At 61.6% G+C, this 19444-nt stretch carries 17 protein-coding genes and 1 other annotated feature; of the genes, 8 read left to right on the forward strand and 9 right to left on the reverse strand.

Features of this window, described 5'->3' with window-relative positions; translation table 11 throughout:
* Positions 1 to 136 precede the first annotated feature (136 nt).
* From AC3YUO_RS04465 to glf, 3 genes are all read right to left on the reverse strand, one after another.
* Entirely contained in the window at positions 137 to 487 is a 351-nt protein-coding gene (locus AC3YUO_RS04465; protein WP_489961833.1) for a PadR family transcriptional regulator, read from the reverse strand.
* A gap of 136 nt (positions 488 to 623) precedes the next feature.
* The gene (locus AC3YUO_RS04470; protein WP_489961834.1) at positions 624 to 1652 is read right to left on the reverse strand and encodes a glycosyltransferase; all 1029 of its coding nucleotides are present in this window, start codon (positions 1650 to 1652) and stop codon (positions 624 to 626) included.
* Positions 1653 to 1699: 47 nt separating this feature from the next.
* Entirely contained in the window at positions 1700 to 2872 is a 1173-nt protein-coding gene (glf, locus tag AC3YUO_RS04475; RefSeq protein WP_489961835.1) for a UDP-galactopyranose mutase, read from the reverse strand.
* A 189-nt stretch (positions 2873 to 3061) separates the two neighbouring features.
* Positions 3062 to 3294: a binding site (T-box leader), on the forward strand.
* Positions 3295 to 3338: 44 nt separating this feature from the next.
* Here glf and AC3YUO_RS04480 point away from each other — a divergent pair.
* Positions 3339 to 3536, forward strand: coding sequence for a PF20097 family protein (locus AC3YUO_RS04480; RefSeq protein ID WP_489961836.1), 198 nt, complete (start codon positions 3339 to 3341; stop codon positions 3534 to 3536).
* 72 nt (positions 3537 to 3608) lie between these two features.
* Complete coding sequence (ileS, locus tag AC3YUO_RS04485; protein WP_489961837.1) at positions 3609 to 6377, forward strand: isoleucine--tRNA ligase; 2769 nt, start codon at positions 3609 to 3611, stop codon at positions 6375 to 6377.
* Positions 6378 to 7369: 992 nt separating this feature from the next.
* Here ileS and AC3YUO_RS04490 read toward each other — a convergent pair.
* Both AC3YUO_RS04490 and AC3YUO_RS04495 read right to left on the reverse strand, forming a co-directional pair.
* On the reverse strand, positions 7370 to 7516 hold the full coding sequence (locus tag AC3YUO_RS04490; RefSeq protein ID WP_158579217.1) for a plasmid mobilization protein: 147 nt from the start codon (positions 7514 to 7516) through the stop codon (positions 7370 to 7372).
* A gap of 83 nt (positions 7517 to 7599) precedes the next feature.
* Positions 7600 to 7752 carry a ribbon-helix-helix domain-containing protein gene (locus AC3YUO_RS04495; protein ID WP_489961838.1) on the reverse strand — a complete coding sequence of 51 codons (153 nt, stop codon included), beginning with the start codon at positions 7750 to 7752 and terminating at the stop codon, positions 7600 to 7602.
* Positions 7753 to 7873: 121 nt separating this feature from the next.
* Here AC3YUO_RS04495 and AC3YUO_RS04500 point away from each other — a divergent pair, with 121 nt between their 5' ends.
* The 5 genes from AC3YUO_RS04500 to AC3YUO_RS04520 all read left to right on the forward strand — a co-directional run bounded on the left by AC3YUO_RS04500 (position 7874) and on the right by AC3YUO_RS04520 (position 14222).
* Entirely contained in the window at positions 7874 to 8059 is a 186-nt protein-coding gene (locus AC3YUO_RS04500; protein WP_489961839.1) for a hypothetical protein, read from the forward strand.
* 211 nt (positions 8060 to 8270) lie between these two features.
* Entirely contained in the window at positions 8271 to 8537 is a 267-nt protein-coding gene (gene rpsO / locus AC3YUO_RS04505) for a 30S ribosomal protein S15 (RefSeq protein ID WP_087395918.1), read from the forward strand.
* A 374-nt stretch (positions 8538 to 8911) separates the two neighbouring features.
* Positions 8912 to 11062 carry a polyribonucleotide nucleotidyltransferase gene (locus tag AC3YUO_RS04510; protein ID WP_489961840.1) on the forward strand — a complete coding sequence of 717 codons (2151 nt, stop codon included), beginning with the start codon at positions 8912 to 8914 and terminating at the stop codon, positions 11060 to 11062.
* Between the two features lie 109 nt (positions 11063 to 11171).
* The gene (locus AC3YUO_RS04515) at positions 11172 to 12209 is read left to right on the forward strand and encodes an acyltransferase family protein (RefSeq protein ID WP_489961841.1); all 1038 of its coding nucleotides are present in this window, start codon (positions 11172 to 11174) and stop codon (positions 12207 to 12209) included.
* 495 nt (positions 12210 to 12704) lie between these two features.
* Complete coding sequence (locus AC3YUO_RS04520) at positions 12705 to 14222, forward strand: M14 family zinc carboxypeptidase (RefSeq protein WP_489961842.1); 1518 nt, start codon at positions 12705 to 12707, stop codon at positions 14220 to 14222.
* 132 nt (positions 14223 to 14354) lie between these two features.
* On the opposite strand, the gene AC3YUO_RS04525 is transcribed toward AC3YUO_RS04520, so the two are convergent.
* Genes AC3YUO_RS04525 through AC3YUO_RS04540 form a run of 4 tightly spaced genes read right to left on the reverse strand, consistent with a single transcriptional unit; the run spans position 14355 to position 18448 of the window.
* Positions 14355 to 15392 (reverse strand): DUF4340 domain-containing protein, encoded by a 1038-nt coding sequence (locus tag AC3YUO_RS04525; RefSeq protein WP_489961843.1) that lies wholly within the window; start codon positions 15390 to 15392, stop codon positions 14355 to 14357.
* The gene (locus AC3YUO_RS04530; RefSeq protein ID WP_489961844.1) at positions 15392 to 16768 is read right to left on the reverse strand and encodes a Gldg family protein; all 1377 of its coding nucleotides are present in this window, start codon (positions 16766 to 16768) and stop codon (positions 15392 to 15394) included. Before AC3YUO_RS04530 ends, AC3YUO_RS04525 begins: the two co-directional genes overlap by 1 nt.
* Before the next feature lie 16 nt (positions 16769 to 16784).
* Entirely contained in the window at positions 16785 to 17489 is a 705-nt protein-coding gene (locus AC3YUO_RS04535; protein WP_489961845.1) for an ABC transporter permease subunit, read from the reverse strand.
* On the reverse strand, positions 17486 to 18448 hold the full coding sequence (locus AC3YUO_RS04540; RefSeq protein WP_489961846.1) for an ABC transporter ATP-binding protein: 963 nt from the start codon (positions 18446 to 18448) through the stop codon (positions 17486 to 17488). The genes AC3YUO_RS04535 and AC3YUO_RS04540 overlap by 4 nt, the downstream gene beginning before the upstream one ends.
* Positions 18449 to 18636: 188 nt before the next feature.
* On the opposite strand from AC3YUO_RS04540, the gene AC3YUO_RS04545 reads away from it, so the two are divergent.
* Complete coding sequence (locus AC3YUO_RS04545) at positions 18637 to 19413, forward strand: TIGR00282 family metallophosphoesterase (protein ID WP_489961847.1); 777 nt, start codon at positions 18637 to 18639, stop codon at positions 19411 to 19413.
* Positions 19414 to 19444 lie beyond the last annotated feature (31 nt).

The raw sequence follows: 19444 nt of genomic DNA on the forward strand, positions 1-19444 counted from the left end.
ACCAGTCTGCCTCCGCTGCGCCCTCTTTGCAGGTCCACACTGGTATTAAAGAGGCGAAACGAAGTTTCGCATAAGTTCTTTTGCTCCTTTCCCCCTTCGGGGACGCCCTCCGCCCCCTGGGCGTCGGGACAGTCTTTTAAGAAAAGGAGAGGGCGTTGGCACCGCCGGAGAGGACATCCTCCACGCCCTTGTGGAAGGCGGCCCACTCGGCCCGCTTCTCGTCCAGGAGGTTTTTCCCCCTCCGGGTCAGCCGGTAGTACTTCCGCTGCCGCCCGGTGGGGGCCTCCTGCTGGTAGGACGCGAGGTACTTCCCCTTCTCCAGCGCGTGCAGAATGGGGTAGAGGGTCCCCTCCTTCATCTGAAACGCGTCGTTGGAGCGGCGGGCCAGCTCCTCAATCATCTGGTAGCCGTACATGTCGCCGCCCTCCAGCAGCGCCAGCACCAGCAGCGTGCTGCTGCCCGCCACCAGGCCCTTGTCAAACTTCATACAAACCATCCTTTCCCGGGAAATGCTCCCGACAATATGATGCCTAGACTTTCTAGGTATATGATACCTCGGCTTTCTAGGTATGTCAAGGACAAAAAAATCCCCCGTCCGGCGGGGCGGGGGGGAGAGGTGCTTTTTAGTTGAACTTGTAGATCTTCCGGGCCAGGCGGTACAGGCCCACGGACAGCCGCCGTCCCTGGTAGCCGGGGAAGGCGGTGAAGGCGGAGACGGCGCGGTATTTCATCTTGTGGTAGATGCCGCTGTCCACGCCGCGCAGGTACTCCCACAGCTGGGTGCGCTTGCCCAGAGCCTCGGGGGAACCGTCGATGACCAGGAAGATGGAGGAGATGGCCATCATCATGGCCAGGTAGCTGAACATATAGCGTCCCAGCTTCTTGTGCTGGGCATAGACCTCCCGCAGATCGTGGGAGTCAATCATGTGGTAGGTGACCCGCAGCTGCTGGTCCACCCGGGTGACCATGACCTTTTCGTTGACACTCTGGTCGGAGCGGCCGATGAAGTAGCGGTACAGGTCCACATCCAGGTAGTACATGTTGCGCACGGAGGGCAGGGGCTGGTAGACGAAGATGTTGTCCACATAGAAGGTGTGCTTGGGCAGCTCCAGGTTGCAGTCCCGCAGCAGCTGGGTGCGGTAGATGACCGAGTGCATCAGCAGGTACTGGGAGGGGCGGAAGCGGCCAATCTGGTCCCAGCCGAAGACCTTGTTCCGGGGGAACACGTTGCGGTAGTGCATGACCCGCTGGGTGTTGGTCTCGGCGTGCTCATAGACGTAGTTGCAGATCATCATGTCGATGGGCTTGCCGTCCCGCTGGAACTGGCGCAGCTTGTCCAGGGCCTTGTGCAGGGAGGGCACGTCCACCCAGTCGTCGGAGTCCACCACCTTGTAGTAGAAGCCCCGGGCGTTGCGGATGCCCTGGTTGACGCCCTCGCCGTGGCCGCCGTTCTCCTGGTGGATGGCCCGGACAATGTCGGGGTACTGCTCCTGGTAGCGGTCGCAGATGGCAGGGGTGTCGTCCTTGGTGGAGCCGTCGTCCACCAGAATAATCTCAATGTCGTCCCCACCCTGAAGCAGGGTCTCCACGCAGTGCTCCATGTAGGCTGCGGAGTTGTAGCAGGGGACGGCAAAGGTAATCAGCTTGTCCATTGGATTGTCTCTCCTTATTGTTCCGGCCGTCGTTCTCTCCGCCGGACTTATTTGGTCAGCAGGGCCTCCGCCAGGTCCAGCGCCCGGCCCGCAATCGCATCCATGTTATAATATTTGTACTCGGCCAGGCGGCCCAGCAGGTGCAGGTTGGGGAAGCGGTCAGCCAGCGCCTTGTACTGGCCGTAGAGGGCGTTGTTCTCCGGGTTGATGATGGCGTAGTAGGGAATCTCCCCCAGAATGCCGCCGTAGGCCCGGGAATATTCCTTGACGATGGTGGTCTTGCCGGGGAGCACCTGCCCGGTGAGGTGCTTGAACTCGGTGATGCGGGTGTAGTCCTGGTCCACGGTGTAGTTCACCGTGCCGTAGCCCTGGAAGTCGTCCTTCTCCAGGGTCTCGAAGCGGAAGTCCAGGGTGCGGTAGGGGAGGGGGCCGTACTGGAAGCGGAAGAGCTCGTCGGCCTGGCCGGTGTAGATGACCTCCCCCTCAAAGGGGACGCCGTCCACCTTCAGCACGTCGCCGGACAGGTCCAGCCGCTCCAGGGCGTCCGCTCCCAGCTCCACCTTGATGTTGGGGTGGTCCAGCATCTTTTGGAACATGGGGGTGTAGCCCTCCAGAGGCATGCCCTGGCAGGCGTCCTGGAAGTACCGGTCGTCCCGGGAGAGGAACACGGGCACCCGGGCGGTGGTGTTGGGGTCGATATCCTCGGGCTTCTGTCCCCACTGCTTCATGGTGTAGTGGACAAAGACGTGCTCATAGACGTAGTCGGCCAGGGCGGAAATCTCCGGGTCGGGGTTCTGGCGCAGCTCCAGGATGGTCACCTTTTTCTCCGCACCGTAGGCGGCGATGAGCTTGTCCCCCAGGCGCTTGCCCTCCTCGGGGCCGAAGGCGGTTTCCAGAGAGGTCAGGTTGAAGGGGACAGGGTAGCGCATGCGGCCGCCCTTCTCGTCGGGGATGTCGGCCACCACCCGGTGCTGGTAGTCCCGCCACTGGGTGAACCGGGACAGCCAGGCAAAGACCCGGCTGTCGTTGGTGTGGAAGATATGGGGACCGTACTGGTGGATGAGCACACCGGCCTCGTCCGGGCAGTCGTAGGCGTTGCCGCCCACGTGGCTGCGGCGCTCCAGCACCAGCACCCGTTTTCCGCCCTCGGCCAGGCTGCGGGCGCACACCGCCCCGGCGTAGCCCGCCCCTGCAATCAGTACGTCAAAGCTCTGCTCCATGGGATTGCTCCTTCCCGGCCCGCCTGCGGGAGGGGCCGAATCCGTTTCATGTCTATCAGTCAGTATAGCATAGATCTGGAAAAAAAGGAATTAAAAATCCTTGAAGATTGGATAAAATCCCCCCTGAGACAGGGGACTTTCCGCTTGACAATTGGGGTGCAAGCCGATAAGATAATAAGGTATATTTGGATTTATGCGCGGATGAGGACAGTAGCCCCGCTCCAACCCGCCCAGAGAGCCGCCGTTTGGTGCAAGGCGGCCGGGGGAGCAGGCGTGAAGATCACCTCGGAGCAGGGGGGCCGAACCCGTTTCGGTACTAAGCCCCTCCGGACGCCCCCGTTACCGGGCAGTCTGAGGGGCCGGACCTTCCGTCCGGCAATAAGAGTGGTACCGCAGAGGCTTTTGCCGCCTTTGTCTCTTAAGGGAGACAAGGGCGGTTTTGTTTTTGCAAAGGAAGTGTTTGAACATGAATTGTCCCGTATGCGGCGCTCCCATGGAAGAGGGCTACCTGGGAGCCAAATTCCCCCTGGTCTGGTCGCCCCAGCCCAAGCGCGTGCTCATCGTCTCCGGCAAGGAGGATGAATCCATCCGGGGCGGCTTTGCCGCCAAGCCCGTACCCGCTTTTCTCTGCCGGGCCTGCCGCAAGGTAGTGCTGGACTACTGACGTCCCGCCCCACGGGGCATATTTAGAAGGTAAATCAACAGAAACTGTAAGATAAACGGAGGAACACGAGACATGGACTACAACAAGACCATCAATCTCCCCAAGACCGACTTCCCCATGCGGGCGGGCCTGCCCAACCGGGAGCCGGGCATGCTGGAGAACTGGAACAAGCTGGACCTTTACAATGAGATGCTGAAGAAGAACGAGGGCAAGCCCCGCTTCGCTCTCCACGACGGTCCTCCCTTCTCCAACGGCAACCTGCACATGGGCCACGCCCTCAACAAGTCCCTGAAGGACTTCATCACCCGTATGTACGCCATGCGTGGCTACTACACCCCCTATATCCCCGGCTGGGACAACCACGGCATGCCCATCGAGAGCGCCATCATCAAGGAGCAGAAGCTCAACCGCAAGAAGATGAGCGTCCCCGAGTTCCGCACCGCCTGCCACAACTACGCCCAGAAGTATATCGACATCCAGATGGCCGGCTTCAAGCGCATGGGCGTGCTGGGCGACTGGGAGCACCCCTACAAGACCATGGACCCCGGCTTTGAGGCTGAGGAGGTCAAGGTCTTCGGTGCCATGTATAAGAAGGGCTACATCTACAAGGGCCTGAAGCCCGTGTACTGGTGCCCCAAGGACGAGACCGCTCTGGCCGAGGCGGAGATCGAGTATCAGGACGACCCCTGTACCACCGTGTACGTGAAGTTCCCGGTGAAGGACGACCAGGGCAAGCTGAGCCAGTACGGCGATCTCAGCAAGATGTACTTCCTCATCTGGACCACCACCATCTGGACCCTGCCCGGCAACCTGGCCATCGCCGTCCATCCCCGTGAGAGCTACGTGCTGGTGAAGGCGGACAACGGCGAGATGTATATCATGGCCGAGGCCCTGTGCGCCAAGGTGATGAAGATCGGCGGCTTTGACCACTACGAGATCATCAAGCAGTTTGTGGGCTCCGACTTTGAGTATATGCTGGCCCAGCACCCCTTCCTGGACAAAACCTCCCAGCTGTGCTGCGCCGAGTACGTCACCATGGACTCCGGTACCGGCTGCGTCCACACCGCTCCCGGCTTCGGTGCCGACGACTACGAGACCTGCAAGCGCTACAAGATCGACATGGTGGTGCCCGTGGACGACCAGGGCCGCCACACCGACTACGCCGGCAAGTACGCCGGTATGAAGACCGACGAGAGTAACCCCGTCATCCTCCAGGACATGAAGGAGAGCGGCATGCTCTTCGCCAGCGAGGACATCGTCCACTCCTACCCCCACTGCTGGCGCTGCAAGAACCCCATCATCTTCCGTGCCACTCCCCAGTGGTTCTGTTCCGTGGATGCCTTCAAGGACGAGGCCGTGGCCGCTACCGACGACGTGCGCTGGGTGCCTGCCTGGGGCAAGGACCGCATGATCTCCATGATCCGGGAGCGCGCCGACTGGTGCATCAGCCGTCAGCGCCGCTGGGGCCTGCCCATCCCCGTGTTCTACTGCGCCGACTGCGGCAAGCCCATCTGCACCGACGAGACCATCGAGGCCGTCTCCAAGCTCTTTGCCGAGAAGGGCTCCAACGCCTGGTACGAGCTGGAGGCCAAGGACATCCTGCCCGCTGACTTCGCCTGCCCCCACTGCGGCAGCAAGGCCGGCTTCACCAAGGAGGAGGACACCCTGGACGGCTGGTTCGACTCCGGTTCCACCCACTTCGCCTCCATGCAGAAGGATCAGGGCTTCTGGCCCGCCACCATGTACCTGGAGGGTCTCGACCAGTACCGCGGCTGGTTCCAGTCCTCTCTGCTCACCGCCGTGGGCGCTCTGGGCAAGGGCGCGCCCTTTAAGGAGTGCGTCACCCACGGCTGGACCGTGGACGGCGAGGGCAAGGCCATGCACAAGTCCCTGGGCAACGGCGTGGATCCCGCCGACATCTTCAAGAAGTACGGCGCGGACCTGCTCCGTCTGTGGGCGGGCTCTGCCGACTACCACGTGGACGTGCGCTGCTCCGACGCCATCTTCAAGCAGCTCTCTCAGAACTACCTGAAGTTCCGCAACACCGCCCGGTACTGCCTGGGCAACCTGGAGGGCTTCGACCCCAACCAGCTGGTGAAGCCGGAGGAGATGCTGGAACTGGACAAGTGGGCCGTCTCCCGCCTCAACCAGCTCATTGAGAAGTGCTTCGCCGCCTACGACAACTATGAGTTCCATGTGGTCTCCCACGCCATCAACGACTTCTGCGTGGTGGATCTCAGCTCCTTCTATCTGGACATCATCAAGGACCGCCTCTACTGCGAGGAGCGTGACGGCCTGAAGCGCCGCTCCGCCCAGACTGCCCTGTGGCTCATTCTGGACACCATCACCAAGCTCTTCGCCCCCATCCTGGCCTTCACCTGCGATGAGATCTGGCAGGCCATGCCTCACCGCGAGGGGGATGACGGCCGGAACGTGGTGCTCAACGAGATGAACAAGCCCTTTGCCGAGTATGCCCTCTCCGAGGAGCTGCTGGCCAAGTGGGACAAGATCATCGCCGTGCGCACCGCCGTCAACGGCGTTCTGGAGAATGCCCGGAACGAGAAGAAGATCGGCAAGAGCCTGGAGGCCGCTGTGGCCCTCACCGTGCCCGCCGAGGACGCCTTCCTGGCCGATATGGATCAGGACGAGCTGGCCGACCTGCTCATCGTGTCCCAGGCCTCTGTGGATGTGGGCACTGAGCTGAAGGTGGAGGTCACCCCCGCCCGCGGCGAGAAGTGCGAGCGCTGCTGGAAGCATCACCTGAAGGTGGGCGGCAACGCCGACCATCCCACCCTCTGCCCCCGCTGCGCCGCCGTTATGCCCGCCGTGGTTGTGGAGTAAATTTCATTTGTATTTTCCCCGGGGGGCGGTTGTTTTCAACCGCCCCCTCCGCTTTCTTGAAAGAAAGCTTGGCAAAGAACTTTCTGCGAAACTTCGTTTCGCCTCTGCGCCCGTAAGGAAAGACCAGGGTAGACGCAACCCTTCTCCTCGCCTTCGGGCTTTCCTTTTTACGTAGGGGCGGCCTGCGGCCGCCCGCTGCGGGCAGTTTTCCTTTTTGGGGTGGGGGCGGATATCATCCGCCCGTTTTATCAGGGGAGAAATGGGTGCGTGGGGATTTCGCCTGCGGGCGGGGGAGAGGATATTTCGCCTCCGGGCGAGTAACTTTCTGTGCAGACAGAAAGTTACCAAAGAACTGTCTAGGGGAAGGGGGATTTCGATTTCCCCCTTCCCCTAGATACCCCATCCCCTTGAAACGACCAATCAGGGGGGACTGCGGTCCCCCCTATTGGATGTACCCCCCGGGGGTTGGTGGTAACCTGAAAACCCCAGTACCGAAATAGGTGCCGAGGTCAACGGACCAAAGGACTGCTGCAAACCAAGAGGCGTGGAGCGCTGCACCCACTTCCTGCCCTAAGCACCAGCCCCGGAGACGGACCGACCACCGAACCGCTGTGCGATGGATGGAAGCCAGGCGCGACGACCCTTGTAGGAGCAAGTACCTGTTCAAGCAACATGGAGCGGCAGCGGGCGGCACAAGAAATGGTATCCTGTCTTTTTCCCGCGCCGGACAAATTTTTTCCACACCCCTTGGTGGCTCCCCCGTAGAAAAAGCAGGGGGTCCGGGGGAGGCGGCATAAAAACACGGAGTGTTTTTCGAGACGCCGTCCCCCGGCGGCGTTTTGCCTACTTTGCCGACGCGGGCAAAGTAGGTCGCCCCGCAGGGCGAAACGCTCCCCCTTTCCATCCCGCCCGCAGGTGAAACATCCCCCGTTTCATCCCCATCCTGCTCACAAAAAGGAAAGACCCGCGGCACATTCTGCCGCGGGTCTTCTTCACTTCTTCTGTTGTTCCAAATAGTCCTCCATCACCTTCAAAATAAGGGTGGAGACACTCATTTTTTCCTGCTTAGCCTGGACCTCCAGGGCCTCTTTAAACTCCGGGGTGGAGCGGAAGCTAATCTGCGCGCTGTATTTCGCCACGGCGGCTCCTCCTTTTGTGCACCCGGCAGCCGGGCGTTTTTTCCATTATACTCCGCCCCAATCCGACCTGCAAGCATCCGGTCTTACGGCTTCTCCTGCTGTTCTTTCAGGTAGTCTTCCATCACTTTCAAAATCAAATTGGAAACGCTCCGACGCTCTTTCTGCGCCTGAGCTTCCAGCTGCTCTTTGAACTCCTTGGTCACGCGAAGTCCAATCTGTGCGTCCGTCTTTGCCATACAATGCTCCTCCTTGTTAAACATCATATAGCATTTCTTTTACTTTGATTGACAAATATTGTTTAACTTTACTATACTTAGTATATCAAAGTTAAACCATATTATTTTAGGGGGTTATGTTATGGAAGAAAACAATTCTATGCTGACTGCGGAACAGTATAACGAGCTGTACTGCAAGGCCTTTGCCCGGCTGGACGACGTGGTCCGCCTGGCGGTACAGGCTATGCAGGAGCTGGAGGAGCTCCAGCTGGCCATGGGCGAGTGCCCTCCGCCCGCCCAGAGCGGGTCAGAGAGCGGAAAAATATGAAAATTTTCCCGGAAAACCTGGAGTTTTTCCTTTACAGCGGGGAAGAATTATGATATAGTATCACAGCATGAAAATGCGTAAGCCTGCCCATCTCCTTCGTTCCGGGGTACGGCCCGGGCAAGAGTCCGGGGCTTCACCCGCCCGAGACGCAGAAGATTGGTCCGCTTTTGGGCGGCCTGTGGGCAAAATATGATGAAAGGTGGAAATTCCCATGATCCGTAAGGACGAAAAGACGGCCGTTATCGAGGCCAACCGCACCCATGAGACCGACACTGGTTCTCCCGAGGTTCAGATCGCTATTCTGACTGCTCGCATCAACGAGCTGACCGAGCACCTGAAGGTGCACATCCACGACAACCACAGCCGCCGCGGCCTGTACAAGATGATCGGTAAGCGCCGCAAGCTGCTGGACTACCTGATGGCCAAGGACATCGAGCGCTATCGTGCCATCATCGCCAAGCTGGGCATCCGTAAGTAAGAAGAAGCGCGTAGGATAGGCGCGCAGGGGAGCTTGGACTGGAGCGACGGATACAAACCAAGCGGGGCAACGCCCGGCTGTTTGTGTCCGGAGTCGCAGGGAAAGCGACCCGGCCGCGCGCCCAATCCGCAGCGTGACATCACGAGGTGCGGATCGCCCGAGCCGCATCGTGATAAAGTTTGTGCCGCATAGGGCAGCGTTTTAACGCGCTGCCCTATGTTCACATATAAAACCAAACAAAAATCCGGAGCCCCGCCGCTTTTTTAGCAGTTGAAAGCAGGCTTGAGCGCCGTTCAAGCCCGGTTTCAAGTGCTAAAGAGTTGGCTCCCGGCTCCGGAACCATCCATCAACACATCAAGAAAAGGAGTAAGGACATGTCAACGATTATTAAGCACAAGCAGTTCCCCAAGTACAAGACCTGGACCATGGACCTGTGCGGCCGTCCCCTGACCATTGAGGTGGGCAAGGTGGCCGAGCTGGCCAACGCCAGCGCCCTGGTGAAGTACGGCGACACCACCGTCATGGTGGCCGTCACCGTGGCCCCCCGTCCCCGTGACGGCGTGGACTTCTTCCCCCTGAGCGTGGATTTCGAGGAGAAGCTGTACGCCGTGGGCCGCATCCCCGGCTCCTTCATGCGCCGTGAGGGCCGTCCCTCTCTGCCCGCCGTGCTGGCCAGCCGCCTCATCGACCGTCCCATGCGTCCTCTGTTCCCCTACGACTTCCGCAACGACGTGTGCATCCAGTGCACCGTCATGAGCGTGGACTATGACTGCTCCCCCGAGGTTGCCGCCATGATCGGCGCTTCCGCCTGCGTGAGCTACTCCGAGATCCCCTTCGCCGGCCCCATCGGCTGCCTGGAGGTGGGCTACTGCGACGGCCAGATCGTGCTGAACCCCAACCAGGAGCAGCGCAAGACCTCCCGCATGGACGTGACCGTGGCCGCCACCCAGGAGAAGGTGGTCATGATCGAGGCCGGTGCCGACGAGATCCCCGACGAGATCATGTACGCCGGCATCGTGAAGGCCCACGAGGAGATCAAGAAGCAGATCGCCTTCATTAACCAGATCGTGGCTGAGATCGGCAAGCCCAAGATGGAGTACGAGCATGCCCAGTTCAACCAGGAGCTGTTCGACAAGATCGTCTCTGAGTTCATGGACGAGGCCAAGGCCGCCATGGACACCGACGACAAGAACGTGCGCGAGGAGCGCTGGAACGCCATGATCGACCACTGGCACGAGAAGTATCTGGAGGAGTATCCGGATATGGATCAGTACCTGGAGGAGTTCACCTACAAGTTCCAGAAGAAGATCGTCAAGGCCTGGCTGCTGGAGGGCCACCGTGTGGATGGCCGTGCCAAGAACGAGATCCGTCCTCTGGCCGCCGAGGTTGGCGTGCTGCCCCGCGTCCACGGCTCCGGCCTGTTCACCCGCGGCCAGACTCAGGTACTGTCCGTTGCCACTCTGAACACCCTGGCCGCCTGCCAGAAGCTGGACACCATCTGGGAAGAGGACGAGAAGCGCTACATGCACCACTACAACTTCCCGCCCTACTCCGTGGGCGAGGCCAAGCCTCCCCGTTCCACCAACCGCCGCGAGTACGGCCACGGCGCTCTGGCCGAGCGCGCTCTGGTGCCCGTGCTGCCCTCCGTGGAGGAGTTCCCCTACGCCATCCGCGTCGTGTCTGAGGTTCTGTCCTCCAACGGCTCCACCTCTCAGGGCTCCATCTGCGGCTCCACTCTGGCTCTGATGGACGCCGGCGTGCCTATCAAGGCCCCCGTGGCCGGCATCTCCTGCGGCCTCATCCAGGACGACGACGGCTCCTTCCAGACCTTCATCGACATCCAGGGCGTGGAGGACTTCCACGGTGAGATGGACTTCAAGGTGGCCGGCACCAAGTCCGGCATCACCGCCATCCAGATGGACCTGAAGAACGACGGTCTGACCCACGAGATCATCAAGGAGGCCCTGGGCATCACCCGGGACGCCCGCTTCGCCATTCTGGACGAAATCATGCTGCCCTGCATCTCCGCCCCCCGGGCTGAGGTGAGCAAGTACGCTCCCAAGATGATCACCATGAAGATCGACCCCGACAAGATCCGTGAGGTCATCGGCAAGGGCGGCTCCGTCATCCAGAAGATCACCGCCGAGTCCGGCGCCACCGTGGACATCGAGGACGACGGCACCATCCACATCGCCTCCCCCAACGCCGAGGCCTGCGACGCCGCCAAGAAGATGATCGACACCATCGTGTTCGTTCCCCAGGTGGGCGAGCTGTACTACGGCAAGGTAGTACGCATCCTCCAGTTCGGCGCCTTCGTGGAGCTGGCCCCCGGCAAGGACGGCATGGTCCACATCTCCAAGCTGGCTGACCACCGGGTGGAGAAGGTGGAGGACGTGGTGAACATCGGCGATATGATCTGGGTCAAGGTCACCGATATCGACGACAAGGGCCGCGTGAACCTCTCCTACAAGGACGCCCTGAAGGAGATCAAGGCCAAGAAGGCCGCCGGCGAGAGCGTCAAGTAAGCAAAGTATTTCTTCAGCCGGCGGGGTTCCCCGCCGGCTGTCTTTACAGCGGCGCCCCTCCGGGGCCCGCCGCTTCATTTTTACCGTACCGGTAAAGCGAGGGATTTTTATGGATTACGGGCTGCTCAGCCGCCGCCGCTCGGAGCTGATGGGCGTCGCCATCCTGTGGGTGATGTTCTTCCACGCCCTGGACCTGGATTTGGGACACCCGCTTCTCAATCTCATCCGGGCCGCCGGCTTCGGCGGGGTGGACATCTTCATTCTCCTGTCCTCCATGGGACTGGTCATGTCCCTGTCCCGGCGGGAGCAGGACTACTCCGCCTTCATGACCCGGCGGGCCGAGCGCATTTTGCCCGCCTACTTCCTGGTCATGGTGCCCTACACCATCTTCCTGGTCTTCTACCAGGGGATCGGCTGGTCGGTGCTGCTGTGGAACAGCCTGCTGCTCTACTACTGGGTGAGCCCCACCGGGGCCTTCAACTGGTATGTGGCCGGGGCCATGACCTTCTACTCGGTCACCCCCCTGTGCTACCGCCGCCTGCGGGACAGCCGCCGCCGCACTCTCCTCACCGCCGGAGCCATTGTGGTGTCCCTGGCCCTGTGCCAGCTGCTCATCCACGAGGGCTACTGGTTCTATATGGACGTCTTTTACCGGGTGCCCGTCTTCTTCCTGGGCCTGCTCATGGGCTTTTACGTGAAGGAGGAGAAGAAGCTTACCCCGCTGTCTCTGCTCTTCTGGGCCGGCAGCCTGGTGGTGGGGGTGGTTTACATGTGGGTGAGCCTCAACCTGGACTGGGGCGACTGGCTCATCTTCTTCCCCCAGTGCCACATGTTCCTCTTCACCACCGTGCCCATGTGTCTGGTAATTGCCCTGTGCTTTGAGAAGCTGCCCCTGGGGTTGGTGGCCAAGTTCTTCCGCCTGCTGGGCAAGAACAGCCTGGAGATCTACCTGCTGAACGTGAGCGTGTTCTCCCAGATTGAGCTTTTGCGGAAGCTGGTGTCCTTCGGGCCCTCCAACCGGCTCTACTTCCTCCTTATGTTTGCGGTAAACATTGTGCTGGGCTGCCTGCTCCACCAGCTGGTGGAGTGGGGAAAGAGCCAGTGGAAAAACCGCCGCCGGGCGGTGTCCTCCTCCCAGCCCTCCTGACCTGTTCTGACGATTATCCCTCTGCGCATCGATGAATTTGACGCGCAGAGGGATTTTTTTACATAAAATCCCATCCCGCTTTTTGTGTATTCATACAATTTGTAAGGTTATATTAAGGGTTCTATATTGCTTTTTTACCGATATGGCGTTATGATCAAATCACGGTACACAAAAATCGGCCCGCATCCCGTCCGAAGCTCCCCTGCGGACCGGATACAAAACGTTCCATCCACCGGCGCGGCGCGCTGCCTTTCAACACGGAATGGAAGGAGGTTTCCCAGGCTTCGCCGCCGCGTCTCCGGGCGTTTCGCCCGTTTCGCAACCCTTCATCTACAGCAGTCCCCTTTTTTTCACAGTACGTATTGGTCTTATCCTGCGCTCGCTCTGTGCAGACTTGTACCATTCCGATGTTGTGTGCCGTCAGGGCAGCAGGATCCGTCCGTTCTTGAACCGAACCACCAAACATTCTGAGAAAATGAAAGGACGTCTTGCAGCATGAAACGAATTCAGATGAAACGAGCCCTCAGTCTCTGCCTGGCATTGGCACTGTCCCTGACCCTGGCATCCTGTAACTCCACCACCTCCAGCGGCAGCAGCTCCAGCTCCGCGGGAGATGGCTCCGCTGCCGGCGGCGCCGCGGCGCTGCTGTCCATGGAGAACCGCCCCGATGTCCCCGCCGAAATCCCCGAGGGACTGGACATTGACTGGAACAAGCAGTACCGCTTCGACGAGATTGAAGGCTTCCTGGAAGCTATGGCCGAGCAGTACCCCGATGTGACCGAGCTCTACTCCATCGGCCGCACCCACCAGGAGCGCGACCTGTGGTGTCTGGAGATCACCAACGAGGCTACGCCCAAGGAGGGCAAAACCGGCATCGGCGTGCTGGCCAACATCCACGGCGGCGAGCGTGAAAGCGCAGCCTCCGGCCTCTACACCGCCTGGTGGCTGACCCTGTGCTCCTCCGACGAGTATGTGAAGAGCCTGCTGGACAACTACGTCGTCTACGTGGTGCCCGTCATCAACCCTGACGGCTATGAGCAGTCCTTCGTTATCAACACCCGTCAGAACCTGCGTCCCCGCGACCTGAACGGTGACGGCATCCCCTTCAGCGATCCCTACACCGATCTGGACGGCGACGGCTACATCGCCACTCTGTACCGCGGCACCGCCGACTCTGAGCCCTCCACCGACCTGCCCCGCTTCGGCATGGAGAGCCCCGACTGGGACGACAACGGTATCCTGGGCGACGATCCCCGCAACAGCGGCATCGATATGAACCGCACCTTCAACTACCAGTGGAACCGCTATGACATCGACACCGACGTAGAGGGCGGCCAGGTCATCGGCAACAACTCCTGGAGCTCCGCCGGCCCCGGCCCCGCCACTGAGCCCGAGATTCAGGCTCTGCAGGAGTTCATGTATAACACCCCCATGAACGCCCTGGTCACCCTGCACACCGGCATCCAGTGCGTGCTCTACCCCTGGTGCTACCGTCCCTACGACGCCAACAACCCCGACGACGCCGAGATCCCCTTTATGAAGGAGACCGCCGCCAAGATGGCCCAGGTCTATCAGGACTACACCGGCCGCGGCTTCTACACCAAGTCCTCCTATGAGGATTATCCCACCTCCTCCGAGCTCATCGACTACGCCTACGGCCGTCTGAACATCCACGCCTACACCATCGAGGTCTATGACGGCGGCAAGTCCGAGGACGGCGACATCTCCGCCTGCAAGTGGGAGAACACGCTGCCCGAGGCCACCTGGGTGTTCTACTCCCAGGACGAGCTGAAGGAAATGGGTCTGGATCCCGCCGCCATCACCGACGCGGACGGCAAGGGTCTGGCTGCCAATGAGGGCCTGTGGTTCTACACCAGCTCCGACGCTCAGATGGCCGACCAGGCCCCCGAGGATCAGGACATCATGGTCCGCGGCTGCCGCGACGCCATCCTCACCATGATCCACAGCGAGCCCAGCGGCGAAGGCCCCCAGGTTCCCCTTTACTACAAATAAACCAAACCGCATGGTTTTCTTCCTTGACCGGTGGGGGAGCCTTTTGGGCTCTCCCACCCCTTTTTCTGTCATTCCCAGAATAAAAACGTCCCCCGCAGCCCCGGACATGGGGCTGCGGGGGATGTTTTGCGCTTATTCCTCGCTGTCGGGCACAGCGGTCCAGTCGGCCTGAAGCAAGCGGGAGAGGGTATCGGCCGTGGAGGAACTGAGGGCATGGACCATGTCCGCGCCCTCCTGCATGGCGTAGACGCGGTCGCTCTCTTCGCCGGTGAGGCTGCCGCACAGCAGCTTCAGGGTCTGTCCGTCGCCGTAGGTCACGGTGAGGGTGAGGGTGTCTGTCCCGGCAAGGCCCATGGCGTCCAGCTCCTCCTGAGCGGACTTATAGGCCAGACACTCCGTAAAGCTCAGCTGGGCCAGGGCGGAGAGCAGGTCGTCCACCGCCTGGCTGTCCTGGGGCAGCTCGGTCCCGTCCAGATACCAGGTGTACTCGGTAATCTCCTCGGTGATGGGGTTGCCGTCCTCGTCGTTCTCACCGGTCTCAAAGGTCTCGGTGCGGGCGGTCTTGGTGAGGGACACCGTCTGTCCGTTCTGGCTGAGCTCCACCGCCTCCACATTCTCCTCCTTCAGGGAGGGGAGCTGCTCGGCCTGGCCCAGCTGCAGCAGGGTGCAGTCGGTCTTGTCAAAGAGGTCGGAGGTAATAGTGTAGACCGTCTCCTCGTCTCCCTCCAGCATGGCGTAGTAGGCTCCGTCCACCTCATCCCCCAGCAGAATGGTCACGGAGGCGGCGCTCTCGCCGTCGGTGGGCTGGCCCTCCGCCGTCACGGTGCGCTGGGGCTCATCCAGGCCGTAGGAGGACAGGTCCTCGGGCTCTCCGATGACCTTCTGGGCCTCCAGGCTCTCAAAGAGCTGGGCAATGGCGTCCAGGTCCTCCCCGTTCAGGGGGAAGGTCTCGTCCCCGTCGTAGGTCCACACCGCGTCCCCGTCATAGGTGAAGGACATCTCCAGTCCGTCCTTGTCGAAGGTAATGTGGCTCACGTCGCTCAGCTGGGCCAGGTAGGTGTGCTCCGCCTCCTCCTGGGCCTGGTTCCAGCCCTTCAGGGCAAAGTAGCCCCCCAGGCAGGCCACCACCAGGACGGCCAGCACCACCAGGGTTCTGGTCTGTTTTTTCATCAGCGGCGCCTCCTTCTCAGCCAGATGACCAGGCCGATGATGAGGGTGCCCACAGGCAGCACCAGAACAAAGAGGAAGCTGAGGGGCCCGGCCAGGGTGATGGTGTTATAGGTCTCCTCCAGGCTCTTGGAGGGAATGGAGAAGGTGCTGGTCTGGTCCATATGGGCGGTGACGGCGTTGATAAACAGCTGCTCGTTGCCCATGCTGGGGTAGTAGGTGAGCACCGCCTCGTTGACGAGGGCGGCGGAGAAGACCGTCATGGTGCCCTCGTTGTCCCCCAGGGTGGCGATGGCTCCCAGCAGATACTGGCCCTGGACCTGCTCGGTCTGGGTGACGGCGTAGGCCTCCTCGGAGGTGGTGAGCACCTCCTCAATGGTCACGTCGTCGGGCAGGGTCTCCAGCTGAGTGAAGCCTCGGCTGTTGAGGATCATAAACTGGCTGTCGGCGGACAGGCTGTCGGACAGGGAGCCCATGGTGAAGTTGGGCGCCAGGCTGTAATAGCTGTCCTGGCCCTGGAGGCTGCGGTAGCAGCGCTGGGGGTCGGCAATATAGCCCGAGGCCATGGTGAGGCCCGCCCGCTCCATGAGGCCCTCCAGGTTGGGCAGCGCGCCCTTGTCCTGGTCCACCAGCAGCAGGAGGTGTCCGCCGCCGGTGACGTAGTCCTCCAGCAGCTGGACTTCCTCAGCGGCCAGGTCGGAGGTGGGTGCGTTCACCAGCACCAGGGAGGCGTCCTCCGGGACGGCCCCCTCCATGAGGAGGCTCAGGTCGCTGACGGTGAGGTTGGCCTTTTCCAGGTCCTCGGACAGGGCGGTGGGCAGCGCGCTCTCCCCGTGGCCGGTGAGGGTGTAGACGGTCTGGGTGCTCTCGCTGGTGACGTAGCTCACCGCGGAGGTAAGCTGACCCTCGGCGTCAAAGGCACTCTCGTAGCTGTACCAGTAGTTGTAGTCCATCTCATAGACGATGAGGTCATTCTGGGTCAGGGTGCGGGAGCGCCCGGTGTCCTCACAGGTGACCACCAGGCTGCCCGACTCGGACTGGTACTCCGCCGCCGCGGCGGGGCTGGCCACCGGGTCAATATAGGTGACGGTCAGGTGGTCGCTGAGGGCCTCATAGAGCTCCAGAAACTTGGTGATCCGGCCGTCCATGGAGCCCTCCTCGGCCAGCACCACAATCTCCACATCCTTGTCCAGAGAGGACAGGAAGTCCCGGGAGGTGTCGGTAATCTCATAGAGGCTGTTGTCGGTCAGGTCCTTCTCGGTAACCGAGGAGGGCAGCTGGCCCACCATCAGATTGAGGGCCACCACCAGGGCCACCGCTAGGGCGGTGGCGCCCGCCAGATAGCCCCCCCGGGCCAGGGAACGGAAGTGTTTTTTCATGATACGCCTCCTTCTCTCAGGCCCAGCGGCGCTTCTGCAGCGTCTGGACGGTCAAAAACAGGAACAGGCCCGCCATGGACAGGTAGAGCACCACGCCGCCCAGGTCAAAGAGGCTGTAATTGACGACGTTGTCCATGGGGGCGGTGAAGGAGAAGCGGGCGGCCAGCTCCCCCAGCACGCCGGGGAGGAAGTCGGCCACGTTGTCCCACAGGTACAAAATGAGCAGGGCGGCGAAGGTGCCCACGGCGGCGATGACCTGGCTCTCGGTGAGGGAGGAGAGGAACATACCCACCGCGGCAAAGACGCAGGCCAGCAGGAAGAAGGTGAGCAGGGCCGCGTAGTCGGCGGTGAGGTGGGCGGTGCCGCACATGGCCAGAATCATGGGGCACAGGGCGCTTATCACCATGGGGACGGCCAGCACGGTGACCATGGCCAGGTACTTGCCCCACACGATGCCCCAGAGGGTGACGGGGCTGGTGAGCAGCAGCTGGTCGGTGCGGCTGCGGCGCTCCTCGGCCATGCTGCGCATGGTGAGGATGGGCACGGCCAGCAGCAGAACCACCACCTGGCTGTAAAGAGCATAGGAGTAGTGGGTGTAGCCGTAATTGAGGTTGTAGGCCATGAAGTAAAAGCCGTTGAAGAACAGCAGCACGGCCATATACACATAGCCAATCATGGAGTGGAAGTAGGCCCCCACCTCCCGGCGGTAAATGGCTCTCATCCTTCCTCGCCTCCCTTCTCTTCCGAGGAATCGTCGTCGGTGAGCCGCAGGAACACATCCTCCAGGCTCACGGCGTCATAGTGCATGTCCAGAAGGGGCAGATCCGCCCCGGCGCAGGCGCGGAAAATGGTCTCCCGGGGGTCGCTGCCCGGGGTGGGCTCCACCCGGAAGGCGCTCTCCGCCCCGTCTCCGGCCAGGTGGATGACCCGTCCCCCGGGGACGGCCCCCTCCAGCAGGGTCTGGGCCTTCTCCGCCTCGCCCCGCACGGTCACCAGCAGTGCGGAGGCCCCGGTGAGCATGGCGGTGAGCTGGGCTGGGGTGCCGTCGGCCACCTTTTTGCCGTGGTTGATGATGAGCACGTGGTCGCACACCTCCTGCACCTCGGAGAGGATGTGGGAGGAGAGGAGAATGGTGTGGTCCTTGGCCAGCTGGCGGATGAGGGTGCGCATCTCCAGAATCTGCTTGGGGTCGAGGCCCACGGTGGGCTCGTCCAGAATGAGCAGTTTGGGGAAGCCCAGCAGGGCCTGGGCCAGCCCCACCCGTTGCTTATAGCCCTTGGACAGGTGGGCGATGAGGCGGTCGGCCACCGCTCCCGTGTCCGTCATCTCCATCACCCGGTCCACCTGGCTCTCCCGCTCCCCCTTGGGGACCCGCTTGAGCCGGGCGCAGAAGAACAGGTATTCCTCCACCCCCATGTCGGGGTAGAGGGGGGGCAGCTCGGGCAGATAGCCGATGGACCGCTTGGCCCGCTCCGGCTCCTCGGTCACGCTCACCCCGTCCACCAGCACCTGGCCCGACGTGGGGCCCAGATAGCCCGTCATCAAATTCATGGTGGTGGATTTTCCCGCGCCGTTGGGCCCCAAAAAGCCATACACCTGGCCCGGTTCCACCGTAAAGCTCAGGTGGTCCACTGCCAGGTGATTTCCATACCGCTTTACAAGGTCGTTTACCTCAACCAAGGCTCGTACCTCCTTTTCAAACTGGTTTCGCTCCATCTTACCCCCCGGTGCTGAAGGTAATCTGAATTATTTCTAAATTCTTTGTAAACTTCCCCCGCGGCGCTTTTCGGTTGCGCGGGGCTGGAAAATCCAGTATAATGAGATGTTAAGGCGCCCCGGAGGGGGCGCGGAGAGAGGAGCTTTTGCCTATGCTGCTGAACATACTGGCGGTTGGCGACGTGGTGGGCGAGGGGGGCCAGGACATCCTGGCCCGCCGGCTCATGGAGCTGCGGGAGGAGACCGGCGCCCACTTCGCGGTGGTCAACGGGGAGAACGCCTCGGGGGTGGGCATCACCCCCGCCCAGGCCCGGCGGATGCTGGACGCGGGGGCGGACGTCATCACCCTGGGCAACCACACCTGGAACCGCATTCAGATTGGGGACTACCTGGACAAGGAGCCCCGCATTCTCCGTCCACAGAACTACGCCGGGCGGGTCCCCGGCCGTGGGATGGGGATCTACTCCTGCAAGGGGTACCGCATCGCGGTTTTGAACCTGATGGGCCGGGTGGAATTAAACCCCAACCTGGACAGCCCCTTCAAGGGGGCAAACCGCCTGCTCCGGGAGGAGGGGTACGACCTGGCGGTAGTGGATTTCCACGCCGAGGCCACCAGTGAAAAGGGGGCCATGGGCTGGTACCTGGACGGCAAGGTCCAGGCCCTGTGGGGCACCCACACCCACGTGCCCACCGCCGACTGCCAGATTCTCCCCAAGGGCACCGGCTTTGTCACCGACCTGGGGATGACCGGCCCCAGCCGGTCCGTGCTGGGCATCAAGCCCGAGCACTCCATTAACCTCTTCCTGGGGGGCCTGCCCCGTCGGTACGAGGAGGCGGAGGGCCCCTGCAAGCTCAACGCCTGCCTCTTCACCATCGACACGGACAAAAAGCGCTGCACGGCGGTGCGCCGGGCGGACATCCAGGAATGATTCCCCTTACTTCACCCTAGGAAAGGCAGGC

The organism is Pseudoflavonifractor sp. HNCC25GI2 (genome assembly GCF_058136395.1).